Consider the following 19,075-nt stretch of genomic DNA (forward strand, 5'->3'; position numbering starts at 1 on the left):
GCATAGTGAAAGCGTGGCCGACGACCTGAACTACTACTCGACGCTCATCGCGGTCGCCGACGACTGCCCGGTGACCACCGCGAAGGTGCCCGAGCCCCGAGGCGGCAGGCCGACCGTCGCCGTCCTGCAGTACGAGATGATCTCCGGCGCGCCGTACGGCCTGACCCAGGAGGACGTGCTGTTCGAGAGCTGGCTGCGCCGGCAGGACCTTCCGGACCTGACGGAGGAGCGGCGCGCGGCGCTGCGGAAGGACTTCTTCTCCCGCCCGCAGGCGTGCCTGCGGGGATCGCCGCTGCCCAAGAAGTACGGCTGGGGGCTGCTGTTCGACGCCGACGGCCGGATCGCGCTGTGCCCGATGGAGTCGGAGGAGTACCGGCACATCGTCGGGGGCGCGGGAAACGGCGCGGCGGGCGGTGACGGCGCGGCGGGCGGCGACGGCGGAGTGCGGGTGCTGAAGGCGCTCCGCTCGCGCCGCGCCTGACGTCCGGTTTGTCGTAATTCGCCGGGGGTATGGCCACCGGTCGCGGAGGCGCGGCGTTCCGAAGGAGGCTGCGATGAGCGAGGTCGAGCTCAGCGTGCGGATCCCGGTGGGCGAGGTCGTCCTCGACGCGGACGTGGCCGTGCCCCGGGACGCGCGCGGAGCGGTGCTGTTCGCCCACGGCAGCGGCAGCGGCCGGCACAGCCCGCGCAACCGCTACGTGGCGGGGGAACTGCAGCGGGCCGGCCTGGCCACGGTCCTCGCCGACCTGCTCACCGCCGAGGAGGAGCGGGCCGACGCCCTCACCGGGCACCTGCGGTTCGACATCGGCCTGCTCGCCGCCCGGGTGGGGGCGCTGGCCGACCGGCTGCCCGGCGACGACCTCACCCGGGGCCTGCCCGTCGGGCTGTTCGGGGCCAGCACGGGCGCCGCGGCCGCGCTCGTCGCCGCCGCCACCCGGCCGGGCGTCGTACAGGCGGTGGTCTCCCGCGGCGGCCGGCCGGACCTCGCGGGGAACGCGCTGCGTGCGGTGCGCCAGCCGACGCTGCTGATCGTGGGGGAGCGCGATCCCATCGTGATCGGCCTCAACCGGGAGGCGATGGAGTCGCTCACCGCGCACGTCCGCATGGAGATCGTGCCCCACGCCACGCACCTGTTCGAGGAGCCCGGCGCCCTGGAGACGGTCGCGCGGCTCGCCCGCGACTGGTTCGTACGCCACCTCCAGTCCACGCCGCCTGCTCCCTGAGCTGCCCCGCTACGATCTGACATCATGGAGCAGCGCGTTTTGGGCAGGACAGGCAGGCGGGTGGGCGTGGTCGGGCTGGGCGCCTGGCAGCTCGGAGCCGACTGGGGCGAGGTGAGCGAGGCCGATGCGCTGGCCACGCTCGGGGCCGCGGTCGAGGCCGGGACCACCTTCATCGACACGGCCGACGTGTACGGCGACGGCCGAAGTGAGAAGATCATCGGCAAGCTGATCAAGGAGCGGCCCGGCCTGACGGTCGCCACCAAGATGGGCCGCAGGGTGCAGCAGACGCCCGACGCCTACACTCTGGACAACTTCCGCGCCTGGACCGACCGTTCCCGGGAGAACCTGGGCGTCGACACGCTCGACCTGGTGCAGTTGCACTGCCCGCCGAGCACGGTCTTCGACACCGACGAGGTCTTCGACGGGCTCGACACGCTGGTGGCCGAGGGCCGGATCGCCGCGTACGGCGTCAGCGTGGAGACGGTCGCCGAGGCGCTGACCGCGATCGCGCGGCCGGGGGTGGCCACCGTGCAGATCATCCTCAACGCCTTCCGGCTCAAGCCGCTCGAAGAGGTCCTGCCCGCCGCGGAGAAGGCCGGGGTCGGCATCATCGCCCGGGTCCCGCTGGCCAGCGGCCTCCTGTCGGGCAAGTACGGCCCGCAGACGGTCTTCGCCGAGAACGACCACCGCAACTTCAACCGCCAGGGCGCGGCGTTCGACGTCGGCGAGACCTTCTCCGGCGTGGAGTACGGCGTCGGCCTCCAGGCGGTCGACCGGTTGCGCGGACTCGTGCCCGAGGGCATGACACTGGCGCAGTTCGCCCTGCGCTGGATCATCGACCAGCCGGGGGTGAGCGTCGTGATCCCCGGCGCCCGCAACCCGCAGCAGGCCCAGGCCAACGCGGCGGCGGCGCAGTTCCCGCCCCTCACCGCCGAGGCGCAGGACGAGGTCCGCAACGTCTACGACGACCTCATCCGCCCCCAGGTCCACCACCGCTGGTGACCACGGCTGCAGAGCGCCCTGGGGTCCGCCGCCGTTCGCACGGGCTCACCCGCCCGCACGACGGCGGCGCGTCCCCGAGGGTCAGCGGGCGGCGAGCCGCCCGTGGTGCGCGCGGTTGGCGTCGATGAGCCGATCGAGGGCGTCGCGGGCTGTCACGAGTTCCTCGACGTGCCGGCTGATCCGGTCCCGCTCCCGCACCAGCCGCTCGAACGCCTCGGTGGAGTTCTGCTCGCTCGGCGATTCCACGCACGGCAACAGCTCGGCGATCGTACGGCTGGAGAGCCCGGCGGCGTACAGGCGTTGGATGAACTCCACCCGTTCGACCTCGCCGTCGGTGTAGTGACGCTGGCCGCCGGCGCTGCGTGTGCTGGTGATGAGGCCCTGCTCCTCGTAGTAGCGCAGGGACCGGACGCTCACCCCGGCCCGTGACGCCAGTTCCCCGATCCGCATCGAACCTCTCCTGGGAAATCGCCACTCGAAACACTTGCATCTAACGTCAGTGTCAGGTTCTAGCGTGGTCATTGTCCAGCCGGCGGACGCGACCATCCGCGAAGCACCTGAGAGGCACGCAGTAATGACGTCCCTGTTCGATCACTACCGTCTCGGCGCGCTGACCCTGCCCAACCGTGTGGTGATGGCCCCGATGACCCGCGTACGCGCGGCGGCGGGCGGCCTGGCGACACCGTCCATGGCGACCTACTACGCCCAGCGTGCCACCGCCGGGCTCATCGTGACCGAAGGAGTGCAGCCGAGCCTCGTCGGGCAGTCCAATCCGGGCACCCCCGGGCTGTACACCGACGAGCAGACCGAATCCTGGCGGCCGGTGACCGGCGCGGTCCACGCCAACGGCGGTCGTGTTTTCGCCCAGATCATGCACGGGGGCCGCGTCTCCCACCCCGACACCACGGGCATGCGGCCGGTGGCCCCGTCGGCCGTCCCCGCGCCGGGGGAGGTGTTCACCCCGGCAGGGCCCAAGCCGGCACCCGTGCCGCGGGCGCTGCCCACCGCCGAGGTGCCCGAGCACGCCCGGTCCTACGCCGAAGCCGCCCGCCGGGCCGTCGACGCCGGCTTCGACGGCGTGGAGCTGCACGGCGCGAACGGCTATCTCATCGCGCAGTTTCTCTCCAGCACCGCCAACCTGCGCACCGACGCCTACGGCGGCTCGATCGCCAACCGCATCCGGTTCGCCGTCGAGGCGGTGTCCGCGACCGTCGAGGCGGTGGGCGGCCACCGGACCGGGATCCGCCTCTCACCCGGCGCCGGCTTCTGGGGCGCGGAGGACACGGAGGTTCCCGGCCTGTACGGCGCGCTGCTCGCCGAGCTGGCCCCCTTGGGCCTGGCGTATGTCCACCTCGAGGCCACGGCCGACGAGGAGGTGCTCCTCGGGCTGCGCAAGGCCTGGCCCGGCACGCTCATCGTCAACCCGGTCTTCCCGATGGGCCCCCGGCAGACAGACAGGGCGGCGGCCGACCACTGGCTGGGGTGCGGCGCCGACCTGATCAGCTTCGGCCGCGCCTTCATCGCCAACCCCGACCTCGTGGAGCGGCTGCGCCAGGGGCTGCCGATCGCACCGCACGACGAGTCCACCTGGTACCAGGGCGGGGACACCGGTTACCTCACCTACTCCGCCTACCAGCACGCCGCCTGAAGAACCAGCGCTGTCACGGACCGGCCGGCCGAGGACGCCGGCCGTGTCGTCCGGGCCACCGCTGGTGACCATGGCCCTGGCGACCACCCGGATGGCCCCGCGCGGGGTTGCCGCGCGGGGCCCGTGCTCGTCAGACGCCTGTGCTCGTCAGACGGGGGTGCAGGTCACCTGGGACGGATTCGAGTTGGTGCCGTTCCAGGAGCCGTTGAAGCCGAACGAGGTGGAGGCGCCGGCGCCGAGCGCGCCGTTCCAGGACAGGTTCACGGCCTTCACGTCCGATCCGTTCACCGTGTGCGAGGCGTTCCAGAGCTGGGTGATCGTCTGGCCGTTGGGGAAGGTCCAGGCGACCGTCCATCCGCTGGTGGCGATGGTGCCGGTGTTCTTCACGGTGACGGTCGCCCCGAAGCCGCCGGGCCACTGGCTGGTGACGGCGTACGTCGCGGTGCACGCCTTACCCGTGCTCGCCGAGGGTGAGGGCGACGGGGAGGGACTCGCCGAAGGCGAGGGCGACGGCGAGGGGCTCGGAGAGGGAGACGGGCTCTGTGAGGGGGACGGCGACGGGCTGGGGCTGGGCGATTCCGAGGGCGAAGCCGACGGCGACGGGCTCGCGGAGGCGCCGGCCTTCTCCGCGGTCCAGGCGCTCACCCAGGCCAGCACCGCGTTCCAGTTGATCGCGACCTCGTTGACCGACCAGGCGTTGATGTCGTCCAGGTAGCACCTCTGCGGCCTGCACCCGCCGAGCCTCTCCTGGGCGACCGGGTCCTGCAGCCCGCTGTTGGGGCCGCCGGCCAGCGCGCCGGGTGGCGCGATCGGCAGCGACGAGTCGAGCTGGTGGGCCCAGAACCGGTGGTGGACGTTGCGCGAGGGCTGGTCGCCGTACCCGGTCACGTACGACTGGCCCAGCGGGTTGCGGCCGAACTCGTAGGCCATCGTCTCGAACACCCCGTTGCGGAAGCGTTCCTGCCCGCTGAAGTCGTAGGCGAGCGCGAGCAGCGCGGCGTTGTTGAGGATGAGGTTGTTCGAGCCCCAGATGTAGCCGCCGCCGGTCGGTGCGAACGGCACGGGGTAGCCCTGGTTGCGCATCGCGGTGAGCAGGGTGTCACCGTTGCTCACGAAGCGGTTGCGCAGTTGCGTCCCGATCGTGGAGGTCAGGCCGTTCGGGACGAGCGCGAGCGTGATGTCGCCGAGCGAGCCGACCTCCGACCACTGGGCGCCCTCGTTGGTGAAGCTCCTGCCGTAGTAGAGGGACGAGCCGGTGAGGGCGTCGCGGTAGGTCTGCTTGCCCGTGGTGACGTACAGCTCGGCGGCCGCCCAGTAGAACTCGTCGGTCACCTTGGTGTCGACGTACGAGCCGCCGCCCTGGTCGTCGTTGCTCGGGGCGATGATGGACGGGTTCGCCTTGGCCGCCGCGTACGCCTTCTCGGCGGCGGTGAGGCAGCGGCTGGAGAAGGCCGAGTCGATGGAGGCCCACACGCGGGCGCACTGCGCGGCCGACGCGGCGAGGTTCAGCGTCGCGGCGGTGGTGGGCGCCGACAACAGCCGGGGCTGGGGGTCCTGGTCGGGCCGCAGCGGCAGGCCGGTCCACGCCTGGTCGTGGATCTTGGCGTGGGCCATGCCCGCCAGCGACCTCCCGTCCGGGACCTGCATCTTCAGCATGAAGTCGATCTCCCAGCGGGCCTCGTCCAGGATGTCGGGCACGCCGTTGCCCCGCTCCGGGATGGCCATGGTGCCGTCGCCGAAGGCCGCGGGGTCGGCGCCGGAGACATACTTGGCCCGCTCGTAGACGTTGACGAGCTGCCACGCCGACATGCCGCCGTTCACCACGTACTTGCCGTGGTCACCGGCGTCGTACCAGCCGCCGCGGACGTCCAGCGTGTACCCGCAGCTCGTGCGGCAGGGCACGTTGTTGTCGCCCTGGTTGGGGGAGACGTTCAGGTGCCCGGCGGGCCGGGCGTACTGGCCGCCCACGTACTGACCGTTGATCGCGATGCCGCTGCGCTGGTGGTAGAAGAACGCGAGCGCGTCGTACGGCAGCTTCTTCCAGGCGTCCGCGCCGATGTCGAAGGGCCGGCTGGACTCGTTGCCCACGGTGAGCACGAAGTTCGTGCCCGTCCCGGTGTACGAAGAGAAATCGATCTTGTGAACGGTGTCGCCCGACGGCGCGTCCTGCCCGAAGACGGTCGTGGTCCCGGTCGCCACCACCTGGTCGGAGCCGTTGAGCAGGCTCCACGTCAGCGGCGATGTGGAGGAGTTGACGACGGTCGCCTGCTTCGCCGCGCCCGGCGCGTAGGCGACCTGGTTGACCTTGATGTTCTGCCCGAGCGGCGGCCGCGTGACGGCGTGCACCGGGCTTGTCGCGGTCACCACGGCGAACGACGCCGCGCCGACGGCAAGTGCCAGGGACAGCGCCGCTCGGGGGCGACGCGTCCATCCTGGCTTCTTCATGATTAACACCTCCGGCCTTTATGTTTCGTGACCGCATCATGAGGGGGAGGCGTGGCCGGGGGACATTCCTCAGCCGCATGCGTTTCACACCCGCAGGTCATCGGATCGGGCCGACGAACGATTCTGAATATTTCACGAATGCTTTCGCGGACTCTCTAAACTCTCGCGTGTGACCGGCACAAGCCTTCCCACCGAGCTAGGACCGCGGCGCCGCCAGGAGATCACGGTCGCGCAGATCGCCAGGCTGGCCGGGGTGTCCCCGCCGACCGTGTCCAAAGTGATCAACGGACGCCCCGGCGTGTCGGTCGCCACCCGGCGCCGGATTGAGGAACTGATCCGCGAGCACGGCTGGCAGCGCCGCCCGGAGAGGACCGAGCCCGCGGCCATCATCGAGGTCCTCTTCCAGGCCCTCGACAGCCTGTGGGCGCTGGAGCTCATCCGCGGCGTCAACGAGGTCGCCCAGTCCTACGGCCTGACCGTGGCCGTCACCGACATGCACGGGCACAACTCCCCGCACCGCGAGTGGATCGAGGAGGTCCTGGCCCGGCGCCCCACCGGTGTGATCGCCGTCTCCGCCGAGCTGAGCGACCACGAGTACGCGCAGCTCGCCAGCAGGTCCATCCCGCTCGTCGCGCTCGACCCGCACGGCGAGCCGAGCCATCGCGTCCCCTCGGTCGGCGCGACGAACTGGAACGGCGGCCTGTCGGCCACCCGCCACCTGCTGGAGCTCGGGCACCGCAGGATCGCGATGATCAACGGCCCGGCGGCACTGATGTGCTGCCGCGCCCGGCTCGACGGCTACCGCGCGGCCATGGAGACCGCGGGCGTGCCCGTCGACCCCCGCTACCTGCGCACCGGTCCGCTCTACGTGGAGACCGGCCGTACCGAGGCGCGAGCATTGTTCGCCCTCCCCGACCGGCCCACCGCCGTCTTCGCCGGCAACGATCTGCAGGCACTCGGGGTCTACCAGGCGGCCCTGCGGGCCGGGCTGCGCGTGCCCGACGACCTCAGCGTCGTCGGTTTCGACGACCTGCCGCTCGCCCACTGGACGGACCCGCCGATGACCACCGTCCATCAGCCGCTGGCCAAGATGGGCGCCGCCGCCGCGGAACTCGTCATGGCGGTCAGCGCGGGCGACACGTCCGAACACCACCGCATCGAGCTCGCCACCCACCTCGTCGTACGCGGGAGCACCGCCCCACCGGCCTGACCGGCGGCGGGCCGGAAGCGGCCGCCGAGGCGTCGGAGTCCTTCGGGTAATCGGCGATCGAGGCGGTGAGGTGAGGTTGTGTCCGCCCGGGGCATCCGGTCGCCGGGGTCCGTTCGAATGACCGTACGTGGAGAGATGGGAGACCGCTGAGAAGCGGGAGGCCGAGGCGGACGGCACGCCCCCCGCGCGGCGCGGCGGCCGGCCGCCCTCGCGACGGCCGGGCGGGCCGGACCACGGAGCGGCCGGCGGGCCGTCGCCCGTGCCGGGAGCGCCGGAGCCGCCGGACGCCTCCCGCCCGACCGTGCGACGGCGGGGCGGGCCCCGTCCGCCGCGATGGGGCGGCACCGTGCTGCTCGGCGTCATGGTGGCCGCGCAGATCGCGACCGGCCTGCGGCCCGATGACCTGCGCCTGACCACCGTGGTCGTGGTGCTGGTCGCGGCGAGCGCGCTCGCCTTCGCCTCCGCGGCCACCACGCCGCGCAGAGCGGCGGGCGCGTTCGGGGCGGCGGTGGCGGCGGGCTACGCCGCCGAGTGGATCGGCACGCGGACGGGCCTGCCCTTCGGCGACTACCACTACACCGACGTGCTGTGGCCGCGGCCCGGCGGAGTTCCGCTGATCGTCGCCCTCGCATGGGGCGGCATGGGCCTGGCCGCCCACGCCGTCGCCACCCGTGCCGTCCCTGGCGGCACCGCCCTTGGCGGCACGGTCTTTGGAGTCACCGTCTTTGGAGTCACCGTGCCGTACGGCGCGGTGACCCGGGTCTGCGCCGGGGCCGTCGCGCTCACCGCGTGGGACCTCTTCCTCGATCCCCAGATGCTCCGGCTCGGGCTGTGGGTCTGGGCCGAGCCCGGGCCGTACCGCGGTGTGCCGCTCGGCAACTTCGCCGGATGGCTGCTGGTCTCGCTCCTGGTCATGACGTTGATCGAACGCATCGCGCACCACCCCGCCCCGGCGGCGGCCCCGCGACGGGGCGCCGTGGGCGGGCAGGCGGGGGCGACCGGGCTGGTCACCCTCTACACGGTGATGGCGGTGATGGAGACCATCGGCTTCGCCGTGGTCTTCCGGCCGCCCGACCCGCTGGTGGCCGCCGCCGGAGGGGTTGCGATGGGCACGTGCGCGCTGCTCGCCTGGAGGGGCACATGGCGGAGGTGATCGTGGTCGGGGGCGGCGTCGGCGGCATGGTGGCCGCCCTGCTGCTCGCGCGGGACGGGCACGACGTGCGGATCCACGAGCGGCTGCCCCGGCTCGGCGGCAAGCTGGCCGAGCACAGGCGCGACGGCTTCACGTTCTCGATCGGGCCCTCGCTGCTCACGCTGCCCGGCCTCTTCCTGGACCTCGGCGTCCCGCTCGACCTGCTCGAACTCGACGAGCTGTGCCGGTACCGCTTCGCGGACGGCTCGGTGCTGTCCACGTACCGTGACCCGGGCCGCACGGCGGGCGAGGTGGACCGGCTCGCGCCGGGTGAGGGCCGCAACTGGCGGGCGTACCACCGCTGGGCCGAGCGGTGCCTGGACGCCGCGATGCGCACCTTCTTCGCGGGACCGCTGACCGGCCCCGTCGTCGAGCCGCCGGCCTCCCGGCGGGACGGTTCCGGGCACTGGTGGCCGGGTGGCGTCTCGTCCGGAGCCGGCGAGGCGGCCGGTGGCGTGGGAGGAGACGGCTCGCGGGCCGGTGGCGTGGGAGGCGGGGGGCGGGGCGGGGCGGTCCCGCGGGCCCGGCTGGGCGACCTGTTCGCGGTCGCGCCCGGCCGCACCCTGGACGCGCTGGCCGGCAGATTCTTCCGGGACGCCCGCCTGCGCCAGTACGTGGACCGATACGCGACCTACGCGGGATCGAATCCCTACCGCGCACCCGCCGCCCTCGGCTGCGTCCCCGCGATCGAGCACGGCGACGGCGGGTGGTACGTCCGGGGCGGGCTGCCCCGCCTCGCCGACGCGCTGGCGGCGGCGCTCGACAAGGCGGGCGTGGACGTCCGGACGGAGACCGAGATCACCGAGGTGATCGCGGACGCGGACCGGGTCCGCGGCGTGCGCACGGCAGGAGGCGAGGTGGTACGCGCCGACGTCGTGGTCGTCAACGCCGACGCGGCCTCCCTCTACGGGCGGCTCCTGCCGGACCGCGCCCGGCTGCGCCGGATCGCCGGGCTGGGCCTGTCCTCGTCCGCCTTCCTGATGCTCGCCGCCGTCGAGGGCCGCACGGAGGGCATGCCCCACCACTCGATCGTGTTCTCCGGCGACTACCGGCGGGAGTTCGGCGACATCTTCGACCGGCGGCGGCCACCGGAGGACCCCACGGTCTACATCGGCTGCCCGTCCGCGCACGACGCCACGATGGCCCCCGCCGGTGCGGAAAGCTGGAGCATGCTGGTGAACGTCCCGGCCGGCGACCCGGCCCGGTGGCCCATGCCGCCCGAGGCGTACGCGGAACTCGTCCTGGAGCGCCTGGCGAGCCGGGGGCACGACCTGTCCGGGCGGCTGCGCTTCCTCGACCTGCTGACCCCGGCCGACCTCCGGGACCGGTACGGCGCCTGGGGCGGTGCCATCTACGGCGGCGCGTACGGGGGCCCACTCGCCCCCTTCCGCCGTCCCGGCAACCGGGGGCCCCGGCGCGGCCTCTACCTCGTGGGCGGGTCCGCGCACCCCGGGGGCGGCCTGCCGCTGGTGGCGATGGGCGGGCGCATCGTGGCCGAACTCGTGGCCCGCGACTTCTCCCGCTCCGACCGGCGACGGGGTAGGGCGTGACCGTGACGACAGGCCGGAGGATGCTCGGGGCCGCCCAGGCGGCCGCCGCCCTGGTGGTGCTGGCACGGCTCGCCCGCGGACGCCGGCGCTTGCCCCCGCTCAGCCCGCCCGCCCTGCCCACGGAACCGGCGAGCCCCGCTGACCGGGAAGCCGCACGTCCGGCAGCGGCCGGCCTCGGCGGCGCGGCGGCAGAGGCCGCCCGCGACGTGACGCCGGGTGGCGAGGTACCGGGTGGCGAGGTACTGGGCGGCGAGATACCGGCTGGCGGGATGCCGGGCGGCGGGGCACTGGGCAGCAGGCCCCAGATTGGCGGGCCCCGGAGTGGCGGGATGCCGGGCGGCGGGGGTCCGGCGATATCCGTGGTGATCCCGGCGAGGAACGAGGAGCACCGGCTCGGGCCCTGCCTGCGCGCGGTACTGGCCGACCCAGCCGTCGCCGAGGTGATCGTGGTGGACGACGAGTCCTCCGACGGCACGGCCCGCCTCGCCGCCGCGCTCGGCGCCCGCGTGGTGCCGGGCCGGCCGCTGCCGGACGGCTGGGTGGGCAAGCAGTGGGCGCTGCACCAGGGGCTGCGGGAGGCGCGCGGCGAGATCGTGGTGACCCTCGACGCCGACACGCGGCCCCGGCCCGGTCTGTTCGCGGCCCTGGCCGCCGCACTGGACGACCACGATCTGGTCAGCGCCGGTCCGCGCTTCGTCTGCGACGGACTCGCGGAGCAGGCGCTGCACGCCTCGTTCCTGGCGACGCTGGTGTACCGGTTCGGCCCGATCGGTCCTCCGGTCCCGCCGCCTCCGCACCGGGTGATGGCCAACGGCCAGTGCCTGGCCTTCCGCCGTGAGGCGATGCTCCGGGCCGACGGCTTCGCCCGGGTCCGGCGGCACATGACCGACGACGTCGCCCTGGCCAGGGCCCTCGCCGCGGACGGCTGGAAGGTCGGCTTCCTCGACGCCCGCGATCTGCTGGAGGTCGACATGCACGAGTCGGCCGCCGAGGTGTGGCGGGAATGGGGACGGTCGCTTCCCCTGGGCGACGTCACCCACCCCGCCTGGCAGGCCGCCGACCTCGCCGTCGTCTGGCTCGCCGCCGCGCTGCCGGTGCTCCGCCTGGCCGCCGGACGGCCGACCCGGCTGGATCTCGGGCTGCTCGCCGTGCGGCTGCTGCTCACCACCGCCCTGCGCCCGGCCTACGCCCGGCCGGGGATGGGGGTGGCGCTGTCGTTGCTGCTCGATCCGGCGGCCGCCGTACGGCTGACGCAGGCGACCCTGCGGCCCGTGCGCACCTGGCGTGACCGTGCCTACCCCACAGCGCCGACGTCAGCCTTCCCCACGCGGACCGCCCCCGCCACGCAGATCGCCCCCGCCACGCAGATCGCCCCCGCGATGCGGACCGTCCCCGCGACGCGGGCAGTCCCGGCGTCCGCCGAGGTCACGGAGCCTCCGGTGCCCGGGAAGGCTCCCCAGGACGCGTGCGTCGCGGAGGGCGCGCACGGTTCGACGGCTGGAGAGGTCACTCGGGTCGTGCCGGTCAGGGGCGGCGGGCCGCCAGAGCCGCCTGCCCGAAGCGGAGACCGATGAGGCACATCAGCGCGCCCGTGGCGGCGACGTGTCCGACCGGCGAGAAGGCCAGTTGCAGCACCGGGATCGCGAACACTCCGGCCCTGGCGCCCAGCGCGAACGACCTGGTGGCCAGCCGCGTCACCGCCAGGACGGCGAGCCCGAGCACGAACGCGGGCGGGCAGATCACGGCCATCCCCCCGGCGAAGGTCAGCACCGACCGCCCGCCGCGGAACCCGGCGAACACCGGCCACGCGTGGCCGAGCATCGCCGCTCCCACCGCCAGGTACGCGACGGAGACGCTCGGGCCGGTGACCACTCCCAGCGCCGTCGTGTGGGCGCCCCCCGCCACCAGGCCGAGCAGGCCGGCGGCCACGCCCTTCGCCATGTCGCCGGCGAAGACGGGCGCCGCCGCCCGCGCGCCGAGCCGTTCGCGCACGTTCCAGAAGCCGGGGTTGCGGTCGCCCTCCTCACGGGGATCGACGCCGCGCCGCCCGGCGACCAGCACCGCCACCGGGATCGAGCCGAGAAGGTAGCCGCCGATGACCGCGACGAGCAGCGGAACGAGCGAGGGAGCCGGCGAGGGAGCCGGCGCGGAGACGAACGGGGAGACGAGCGCGGAAACGAACGAGGGGACGAACAGCGGGAGCGTCGTCACATTCCACCTCCACAGGTACGCGGATCGGGGGGCGATGCGCCACATGGCCTTCGACCGTCCGGTGCTGCGCCGGACCCCCGGACTGCTGTTCTGGCGGCTGCTCGGCACCGGCCGGGGGCCGTCCACGACGCTCGGCGCCGACCTGCGCCGCTGGGCGCTGCTGGCCGTGTGGCGGGACGAGCGGGCGCTGGAGGAGTTCCTGGAGCGCTCGCCCATCCCGGCGCGCTGGCGGCGCGAGGCCGTCGAGACCTGGCACGTACGGCTCGCGCCGATCTCCTCGCGCGGCCGCTGGAACGGCGTCGAGCCCTTCACCCCCGCACCCCTCACCCCTGCGCCCATCACTGCTGCGCCCCTCACCCCTCGGACCGGGCAGCACCCGATCCAGGGAACGACGCCTCCAGGCCTGGAGCGTCTCGCCCAGGGCATGACGCCGCCGGGCGTGGAGCGTCTCACACAGGGGCGGGAGCCCTCGGGCCTGGAGCGCCTTGCCGCTCGGGAAAGGGCGTCCTCGCCGGCGGCGTCTCCGGGGGAGCGGGCGGGTGGCGGACCGGTGGCGGTGCTGACCCGGGCGTCGATCCGGCCGTCGCGGCTCCTGGCGTTCTACCGGTCCGTCCCCTCCGTCGACCGGCTCCTGCGGGCGCAGGAGGGCTGCCTCGCCTCGGTCGGGCTGGGGGAGTGGCCGCTGGCGCGGCAGGCGACCTTCTCCCTGTGGCGTGACGCCGCCGCCGTACGCGCGTTCGCCTACGCGGGCCGCGCGCACCGCGAGGTGATCGAGCGCGTCCGCGCGCACGACTGGTACTCCGAGGAGCTGTTCGCCCGGTTCGTGCCGTACGCGAGCGCGGGCACCTGGGACGGGACCGACCCCCTCGCCGATGCCGTCGCCGCCCTCCTCGCCGGCCCCCAGGCCGACCCGGGCACCGGTCGCCCGCCGGGCGCGGCGCACGGGTCGTGACGGCCTCACCCCCCTGTCACCAGCGGGCACGACCGTCTCACCCTGTCTCACCCCGTCTCACCGCTGTCTCAACGGGCGGGGCGGACGGCGAGACGATCGCCGAGGCGGGCCACGACCTCGCCCCGGGCCAGATCGTGGGCCACGACGCAGGCCCGCGCGATGGTCCGGGCGCGTGATGAGCCGTGGGCCACCACGACGGTGCCGGTCAGGCCCAGCAACGCCGCGCCGCCGTGCGTCTCCGGGTCGTAGCGGCCGGCCACCCGCCGCAGCGCCTCGGGACCGGCCACGTCCTGGGTGCCGACCCCCGCGCCGACCCCCGCGCCGGCCCCCGCGCCGTCCACAGCGCCGACCCCCGCGCCGGCCCCCGTGCCGACCTCTGTGGCCAGCAGGGCGAGCGTGGCCCGGACGGTGCCCTCGACGTTCTTCAGCACGACGTTGCCGGTGAAGCCGTCGGTCACGATCACGTCGGCCACACCGGTGAGCACGTCGCCGCCCTCGACCGGGCCGTGGAAGCGCAGCGGCAGGTCGCGCAGCAGGGTCTCGGCCCGGCGGGTCAGCCGGTTCCCCTTGCCGGGTTCGGCGCCGATCGACAGCAGCCCCACGCGGGGGTCCGCCACGCCCAGCACGAGCTGCGCGTACGACGCTCCGAGCAGGGCGAACTGGGCGAGCATCTCGGGAGTGGGGTCCACGGTGGCGCCGGCGTCGATCAGCACGGTGGCTCCGCCCGCCGTCGTCGGCAGCGCCACGGCCAGCGCGGGGCGCAGTACGGCGGGCGCGGGGCCCAGCCGGTCGGTCGCGCAGGCGGCGACGGCTCCCGTGGACCCGGCCGACACGAAGGCCGCGCCGGCTCCGTCCCGGACGAGGCCGAGCCCGACGGCCAGGCTGGAGTGGGCCATGCGGACCGCCCCCGCGCCGCGCTCGGTCATCGGGACGACGTCGTCGGCGTGTGCCACGTCGATCTCGCCCACCGCCCCGAGCCGGGCCAGTTCCGCGCGCACGACGCCCGCCCGGCCGGTGAGGACGACCGGCACGCCGTGCTCCCGCCGGGCCTGGACCGCCCCCCGCACGATCTCGGCGGGTCCGTGGTCTCCGCCCATGGCGTCCACCACGACCGGCGCGGTGGTCGGCACGTCCCGCATGTCAGGCCACCCCGACCCGGCGCTCGGCCTGCGCGGCGGCGCGGGCCGCGAGCAGGTTCCGGGTGAAGATCGCGAGCCTGCGCCCGCGCGGCACCGTGGCCCGCCTCGCCAGCACGTCGTGACCGGCCGCCGTGATCTCGTCCAGGATCCCGCCGTACAGCTCGTACGCCGCGCGGATGCAGGGCCGCGACGACGGCGCGAGCAGCGCGATCCCCTCCCACGCCCGGCGGTAGTGGTCACGGGCGCGTTCGCAGTTCAGGGCCACGAGGTCGCGTACGGCCGGGGTGGTGTGCGGCGCGGCGAGGTCGGCCGGGGTCACGCCGAACTTGTCGAGGTCGGCCAGCGGCAGGTAGATCCGGCCCCGCGCGAGATCCTCGCGCACGTCGCGGATGAAGTTGGTGAGCTGGAACCCCAGTCCGAGCTGCCGCGCGGGCTCGCGGGCCCGCTCGTCCTCCCCGGGCAGGGGCTCCAGCACGGGCAGCATCATCGTCCCGATGGCCGCCGCCGAGCCCTCCATGTAACCCAGCAGGTCGTCGTACGTCGCGTACCTGCCCACGGTCAGGTCGGCCCGCATGGACGCCAGGAACGCCCTCACGTCGGCGTGGTCGATCCCGAAGGCCCTGACCGTGTGCGCGAAGGCGGGCAGCACCGGGTCGCGGACCGGCTCCCCGCCCAGCGCGGCGGTCAGCCGGGAGGCCAGCCGCTCCAGCGCCTGGGACCGGTCGCCGCTCATCTCGAAGGAGTCGACGATCTCGTCGGCGTAGCGGGCGAAGCCGTACAACGCGTGGACGTGCGGCCGTTTCCAGGCGGGCAGCAGCCGGGTGGCCAGGTAGTAGGAGCGGCCGTAGCGGGCGTGCAGCCTGCGGCACCGCTCATAGGCCGCCGTCAGCGTGGCGGACGACGGAGGGGACGACGTTCTCATGGAGTGCTCTCCAGGATGCGTTCGGCGGCCAGGCGGCCGGAGATCAGCACGGGCGGCACCCCGACGCCGGGGGCCGTGTACATGCCCGCGAAGTGGAGGCCGGGGACCCGCCGGGCCGCGCCGGACGGCCGGAACCAGGCCGTCTGGGTGAAACGGGCGTCGAGGGCGAACGGCGTGCCCGCGGAGTGGCCGCGCCGCCGCCAGGCGGGGGGATCGAACACGAGCCGGGGCGCCGCGGACAGGTCGCCGTACCCGAGGCCGGAGAGCCGGTCGAGCATGCGGTCCAGCAGACGGGGGGTGAGGGCGGCCCAGTCCGCGCCGCCCTCCAGGTTCGCGGTGGGCTCCAGCACGCTCAGCACGGCGGGGCCCGCCTCGCCGGGCCCGTGGTTCTGTGGACAGGTCACCAGCAGGCTCGGGTCCGGCTGCGGGCGGCCGGCCTCCAGCGCCGCGAACGTCGCCCGCCACTCCCGCCCGAAGTGCAGGGTGTGGTGGGCCTGGCCGTCCGGCCGCCGGTCGAGGGCGAAGTGCGCCACCAGGCACGAAGGGGAGAACCGGGGACGGCGCAACCGCCAGTCGGCCGCCTCCTCCGGCAGCAGGCCGTCGCCGTGGGCGCCGTGGGCGCGGACGAGGTCGCAGGCCACCACCGCGTGCCGGGCCGCGAGCCGCTCGCCCGTGTCGAGACGTACGGCCGTCACCCCGGCGCCGTCGGTCTCGATCCGGGTGGCCCGCACGCCGTACCGGAGGACCGCCCCGGCCTTCTCCGCGGCGGCGGCCATGGCCCGGGGGACGGCGTGCATGCCGCCCTCGCGGGGGAAGTAGACCCCGCCGACGGTGTCCATGTGGGCGATCACGGCGTACACGCCGAGCGCGCGCTGCGGCGACCTGCCGACGTACAGCGACTGGAACGTGTGCGCCCTGATCAGCCGCTCGTCGGTGAGGTGACTCCGCACGAGGCGGTCCAGCCGGCGGAAGCCGCCGAGCGCGGTCAGCCGGGCCAGCGCGTACGGCCGGGCCAGCGCGCGCAGCCGGGTCATGTCCCGGTCGATGAACGCGTCCCACTCGGCCTCGAACATCTCGCCGAGCAGCCGGCGGAACCGGCGGTAACGGGCGGCCTCCGCGGGCCCGCACAGCCCCCGCACCTGGTCCTCCATGGCGTCCGCGCCCGCGACCACGTCGAGCCGCGACCCGTCGTGGAAGGTCAGCCGGTAGTACGGGTCGAGCCGGCGCAGCGGCAGCCAGCGCTCCATGTCCTGCCCGGCCGCGGCGAAGGCGTCGGCCAGCACCCCCGGCATGGTCAGCACGGAGGGGCCGGTGTCGACGCGGTGCTCGCCCAGGGCGGCCGTGCCGCAGCAGCCGCCCGGTGCGTCGGAGGCCTCGACCACCGTCACCTCACGGCCGGCTCCGGCCAGGCGCATGGCGGCGGCCAGGCCGCCGAGGCCCGCGCCGACGACCACGACCGGCCCGCCCGCGGTCACCAGACGGTCCTGCGGGTCGTCGTCATGCGCGGTGCTCCTTCGGTCGGTGATCGGCGGACGCTTGGTGATCGGCGGCCGGTTCCGTGATCGGCGGCGCCGTCAGTAGAGTTTTCGCGCCCTCCCACTCCGGCGGTTGCATCCGCGCGGTTGCATCCGCGCGGTTGCATCCGTACGGGGCCTCCCGGCCGAAACAAGGCGAGGGGCGGCCGGAACGACGTGATGGCCGGAGGACGGGAGCGGCGGGACGGCAGGGGCCCGAGCCACGACGGGCCGCGGGAAACGGCGGCCGTAAGCGGAAGCAAGGGCCGGAAGCGCGGGCCGGAAGCGCGGGCCGGAAACAGCGGCTGGAAGCACTCGGAAGCAGCGGACGGACACGGGGTGAGCGGGTGAGGCGGGAGGGGCAACCGGAGACGGGCGGCGACGCCGTCTCCGAGGAGGAGCCGGGGTATGGCATCGGAGCTGTGGCCCGGCGGCTCGGCGTGCCCGCGTCCACGCTGCGCACCTGGAACCTCAGATACGGCATCGGCCCGAGCAGGCGCAGCCCCGGCGGACACCGTCGCTACGACGAGGCGGACCTGCGCCGCCTCCAGGAGATGAACCGGCTGGTCAGGTCGGGGATGCCGCCGGCCGACGCCGCCAGGCTGGCGCTACGGCAGCGCCAGCCCGCGGCCGGGGAGCGGAGCACCGGGGACGCGGGAGCCGGTGAGCAGGCGGCGCCCCCGGCGGGAGGGGCGGCCGTGGCATCGGGGCGCCCGGCGCGCCGCGACGCGGGCCGCCTCGCGGGCCCCGCCGCGCCGCCCGAGGACGCGCGTGAGGCCGCGCCCGAATCGCCGGTCGCGGAACCCGGCCTGCTGTCCGCGGCCATGCTGGCCCGCGCCGTGGCGGCGATGGACGCCCCGGCCGTGAGCGTGGCACTGGACGCGGCGCTGGCCGCGCACGGCGTACTGTGGACGTGGGAGCGGCTCGTGCTGCCGGTGTTCGCGGCGATCAGCCGCCGGCAGTGGGAGACCGGAGCCGGGATCGACATCGAGCACCTGTTCTCCAACCGGCTCCAGGCCGCCCTGGTGCGGTTCTCCGCGCACGCGCCCGCGCCCGTCCACCCCCGGCCGGTCCTGCTGGCCGCCGCCGAGGAGGAGCAGCACACCCTGGCGATCCAGGCGCTCGCCGCCGCGCTCGCCGGGCTCGCGGTGGAGACCCGGGTGCTGGGGGCCCGCACGCCGTACTCCGCGCTGGCGGACGCCATGCGCCGGGTCGGCCCCGCGGCGGTGTTCGTCTGGTCGCAGACCCCCGCGACCGGCGAGCCGGCCCCGCTCGGCGGCCTGCCGGGGCTTCGCCCCGCGTGCCGGGTCATCGCCGGTGGCCCGGGGTGGGGCGAGGGAATGCCTACGGAAGTCGTTCGGGTGACTACGTTTCGTGACGCCATCTCGGCGGTAATGACCACTCTGCGGTGATTCGCCCTCTTTGGCGCACTCTTGACCTGGGGTTTGGCTGATTTTGTTGCCATGGCGACACGCGGAGGGCTATGAATAGGTTTTGAATAATTTCTTGGGGCATGGGGGGACCATGGAGACGACGCTGGAGTTCCGCCTCGCCGCGGGTGACACGGGCGCCCTGGGAGAGTGCTATCGAGAGCACTCCTCGGCCGTGCGCTCCTACCTGCGCAAACTTGTGCCGCCGCAGGATGTGGAAGACGTCCTCCAGGTCGTCTTCACGGAGGTCTGGCGGTTCCGGCACCGCTTCGACCCGGGCCGGAGCCTGCCGGCCTGGCTGTTCGGGATCGCCCACAACCGCGCCGTCGACCACCTGCGGGCGCGCACGCCGACGACGGTGCCGCTGGAGGCGGTCCCCGACCCGGCGGGACACGACGGGCGGCGGGACGGCGACGAGCTCGCCGACCGCGACCGGGTGCTCCGGGCGCTGGCCGCGCTGCCGCAGGTGCAGCGCCAGGCGATCGAGCTGGCGTACTACGGCGACCTGACCCAGCGCGAGATCGCCGAGCACCTGCGGGTCCCGCTCGGCACCGTCAAGGCTCGCACTGCCCGGGGTCTGCACCGGCTGTCCGCACTGCTGGAGGCGGCGTGAACACGACGGAGAGCACACCGGAGG

At 74.4% G+C, this 19,075-nt stretch carries 17 protein-coding genes; 11 read left to right on the plus strand and 6 right to left on the minus strand.

The genetic code is table 11. The annotated features are described in order from the left end of the window. Nucleotides 1–13 precede the first annotated feature (13 nt). The 3 genes from FED44_RS07735 to FED44_RS07745 all read left to right on the plus strand — a co-directional run bounded on the left by FED44_RS07735 (nt 14) and on the right by FED44_RS07745 (nt 2,225). The gene (locus FED44_RS07735) at nt 14–481 is read left to right on the plus strand and encodes a DUF6157 family protein (protein ID WP_187406081.1); all 468 of its coding nucleotides are present in this window, start codon (nt 14–16) and stop codon (nt 479–481) included. Nucleotides 482–554: 73 nt separating this feature from the next. After that, nucleotides 555–1,223 (plus strand): dienelactone hydrolase family protein, encoded by a 669-nt coding sequence (locus FED44_RS07740; RefSeq protein ID WP_138460196.1) that lies wholly within the window; start codon nt 555–557, stop codon nt 1,221–1,223. Between the two features lie 24 nt (nt 1,224–1,247). Further along, entirely contained in the window at nt 1,248–2,225 is a 978-nt protein-coding gene (locus tag FED44_RS07745; protein WP_111699802.1) for an aldo/keto reductase, read from the plus strand. 81 nt (nt 2,226–2,306) lie between these two features. Here the strand turns inward: FED44_RS07745 and FED44_RS07750 are convergent, their stop codons facing one another. Continuing rightward, the gene (locus FED44_RS07750) at nt 2,307–2,675 is read right to left on the minus strand and encodes a MerR family transcriptional regulator (RefSeq protein WP_111699803.1); all 369 of its coding nucleotides are present in this window, start codon (nt 2,673–2,675) and stop codon (nt 2,307–2,309) included. A 124-nt stretch (nt 2,676–2,799) separates the two neighbouring features. Here FED44_RS07750 and FED44_RS07755 point away from each other — a divergent pair, with 124 nt between their 5' ends. Then, complete coding sequence (locus FED44_RS07755) at nt 2,800–3,873, plus strand: alkene reductase (protein WP_111699804.1); 1,074 nt, start codon at nt 2,800–2,802, stop codon at nt 3,871–3,873. Nucleotides 3,874–4,020: 147 nt separating this feature from the next. On the opposite strand, the gene FED44_RS07760 is transcribed toward FED44_RS07755, so the two are convergent. Continuing rightward, nucleotides 4,021–6,318: a glycoside hydrolase family 9 protein gene (locus FED44_RS07760; protein WP_138460197.1), complete on the minus strand. Its 2,298-nt coding sequence runs from the start codon at nt 6,316–6,318 to the stop codon at nt 4,021–4,023. A gap of 169 nt (nt 6,319–6,487) precedes the next feature. Here FED44_RS07760 and FED44_RS07765 point away from each other — a divergent pair, with 169 nt between their 5' ends. From FED44_RS07765 to FED44_RS07780, 4 genes are all read left to right on the plus strand, one after another. Further along, the gene (locus FED44_RS07765) at nt 6,488–7,528 is read left to right on the plus strand and encodes a LacI family DNA-binding transcriptional regulator (RefSeq protein ID WP_208758875.1); all 1,041 of its coding nucleotides are present in this window, start codon (nt 6,488–6,490) and stop codon (nt 7,526–7,528) included. 127 nt (nt 7,529–7,655) lie between these two features. Next, the gene (locus FED44_RS07770; RefSeq protein WP_167521417.1) at nt 7,656–8,681 is read left to right on the plus strand and encodes a carotenoid biosynthesis protein; all 1,026 of its coding nucleotides are present in this window, start codon (nt 7,656–7,658) and stop codon (nt 8,679–8,681) included. After that, nucleotides 8,642–10,270 carry a phytoene desaturase family protein gene (locus FED44_RS07775; protein WP_167521418.1) on the plus strand — a complete coding sequence of 543 codons (1,629 nt, stop codon included), beginning with the start codon at nt 8,642–8,644 and terminating at the stop codon, nt 10,268–10,270. The genes FED44_RS07770 and FED44_RS07775 overlap by 40 nt, the downstream gene beginning before the upstream one ends. Further along, nucleotides 10,267–11,844: a glycosyltransferase family A protein gene (locus FED44_RS07780; RefSeq protein WP_244301776.1), complete on the plus strand. Its 1,578-nt coding sequence runs from the start codon at nt 10,267–10,269 to the stop codon at nt 11,842–11,844. The genes FED44_RS07775 and FED44_RS07780 overlap by 4 nt, the downstream gene beginning before the upstream one ends. Here FED44_RS07780 and FED44_RS07785 read toward each other — a convergent pair. Further along, nucleotides 11,795–12,481, minus strand: coding sequence for a glycerol-3-phosphate acyltransferase (locus FED44_RS07785; RefSeq protein WP_244301777.1), 687 nt, complete (start codon nt 12,479–12,481; stop codon nt 11,795–11,797). The two genes, FED44_RS07780 and FED44_RS07785, sit on opposite strands and share 50 nt — an antisense overlap. 43 nt (nt 12,482–12,524) lie before the next feature. Between FED44_RS07785 and FED44_RS37150 the strand changes: the two genes are divergently transcribed. Next, complete coding sequence (locus FED44_RS37150; protein ID WP_244301778.1) at nt 12,525–13,433, plus strand: hypothetical protein; 909 nt, start codon at nt 12,525–12,527, stop codon at nt 13,431–13,433. Nucleotides 13,434–13,501: 68 nt separating this feature from the next. On the opposite strand, the gene FED44_RS07800 is transcribed toward FED44_RS37150, so the two are convergent. Genes FED44_RS07800 through FED44_RS07810 form a run of 3 tightly spaced genes read right to left on the minus strand, consistent with a single transcriptional unit; the run spans nt 13,502 to nt 16,969 of the window. Continuing rightward, nucleotides 13,502–14,572: a phosphate acyltransferase gene (locus FED44_RS07800; protein WP_138460199.1), complete on the minus strand. Its 1,071-nt coding sequence runs from the start codon at nt 14,570–14,572 to the stop codon at nt 13,502–13,504. Between the two features lies 1 nt (nt 14,573). After that, a complete protein-coding gene (locus FED44_RS07805; protein ID WP_138460200.1) occupies nt 14,574–15,494 on the minus strand; it encodes a phytoene/squalene synthase family protein in 921 nt (306 codons plus the stop codon). After that, the gene (locus tag FED44_RS07810) at nt 15,491–16,969 is read right to left on the minus strand and encodes a phytoene desaturase family protein (protein WP_138460201.1); all 1,479 of its coding nucleotides are present in this window, start codon (nt 16,967–16,969) and stop codon (nt 15,491–15,493) included. Before FED44_RS07810 ends, FED44_RS07805 begins: the two co-directional genes overlap by 4 nt. Before the next feature lie 386 nt (nt 16,970–17,355). Here FED44_RS07810 and FED44_RS07815 point away from each other — a divergent pair, with 386 nt between their 5' ends. After that, complete coding sequence (locus FED44_RS07815) at nt 17,356–18,420, plus strand: MerR family transcriptional regulator (RefSeq protein ID WP_138460202.1); 1,065 nt, start codon at nt 17,356–17,358, stop codon at nt 18,418–18,420. 112 nt (nt 18,421–18,532) lie between these two features. Next, entirely contained in the window at nt 18,533–19,051 is a 519-nt protein-coding gene (locus tag FED44_RS07820; RefSeq protein ID WP_111700310.1) for an RNA polymerase sigma factor, read from the plus strand. The last annotated feature ends 24 nt before the right edge of the window (nt 19,052–19,075 follow it).

Source organism: Microbispora triticiradicis (assembly GCF_005864065.1).
GTDB lineage: Bacteria > Actinomycetota > Actinomycetes > Streptosporangiales > Streptosporangiaceae > Microbispora > Microbispora triticiradicis.

What these genes read in the sequence shown, in the direction of transcription:
- FED44_RS07740 (WP_138460196.1), top strand. Translation starts at nt 555, where the DNA reads ATGAGCGAGGTCGAGCTCAGCGTGCGGATCCCGGTGGGCGAGGTCGTC.
- FED44_RS07745 (WP_111699802.1), top strand. Translation starts at nt 1,248, where the DNA reads ATGGAGCAGCGCGTTTTGGGCAGGACAGGCAGGCGGGTGGGCGTGGTC.
- FED44_RS07750 (WP_111699803.1), bottom strand. Translation starts at nt 2,675, where the DNA reads ATGCGGATCGGGGAACTGGCGTCACGGGCCGGGGTGAGCGTCCGGTCC.
- FED44_RS07755 (WP_111699804.1), top strand. Translation starts at nt 2,800, where the DNA reads ATGACGTCCCTGTTCGATCACTACCGTCTCGGCGCGCTGACCCTGCCC.
- FED44_RS07760 (WP_138460197.1), bottom strand. Translation starts at nt 6,318, where the DNA reads ATGAAGAAGCCAGGATGGACGCGTCGCCCCCGAGCGGCGCTGTCCCTG.
- FED44_RS37150 (WP_244301778.1), top strand. Translation starts at nt 12,525, where the DNA reads ATGGCCTTCGACCGTCCGGTGCTGCGCCGGACCCCCGGACTGCTGTTC.
- FED44_RS07800 (WP_138460199.1), bottom strand. Translation starts at nt 14,572, where the DNA reads ATGCGGGACGTGCCGACCACCGCGCCGGTCGTGGTGGACGCCATGGGC.
- FED44_RS07805 (WP_138460200.1), bottom strand. Translation starts at nt 15,494, where the DNA reads ATGAGAACGTCGTCCCCTCCGTCGTCCGCCACGCTGACGGCGGCCTAT.
- FED44_RS07820 (WP_111700310.1), top strand. Translation starts at nt 18,533, where the DNA reads ATGGAGACGACGCTGGAGTTCCGCCTCGCCGCGGGTGACACGGGCGCC.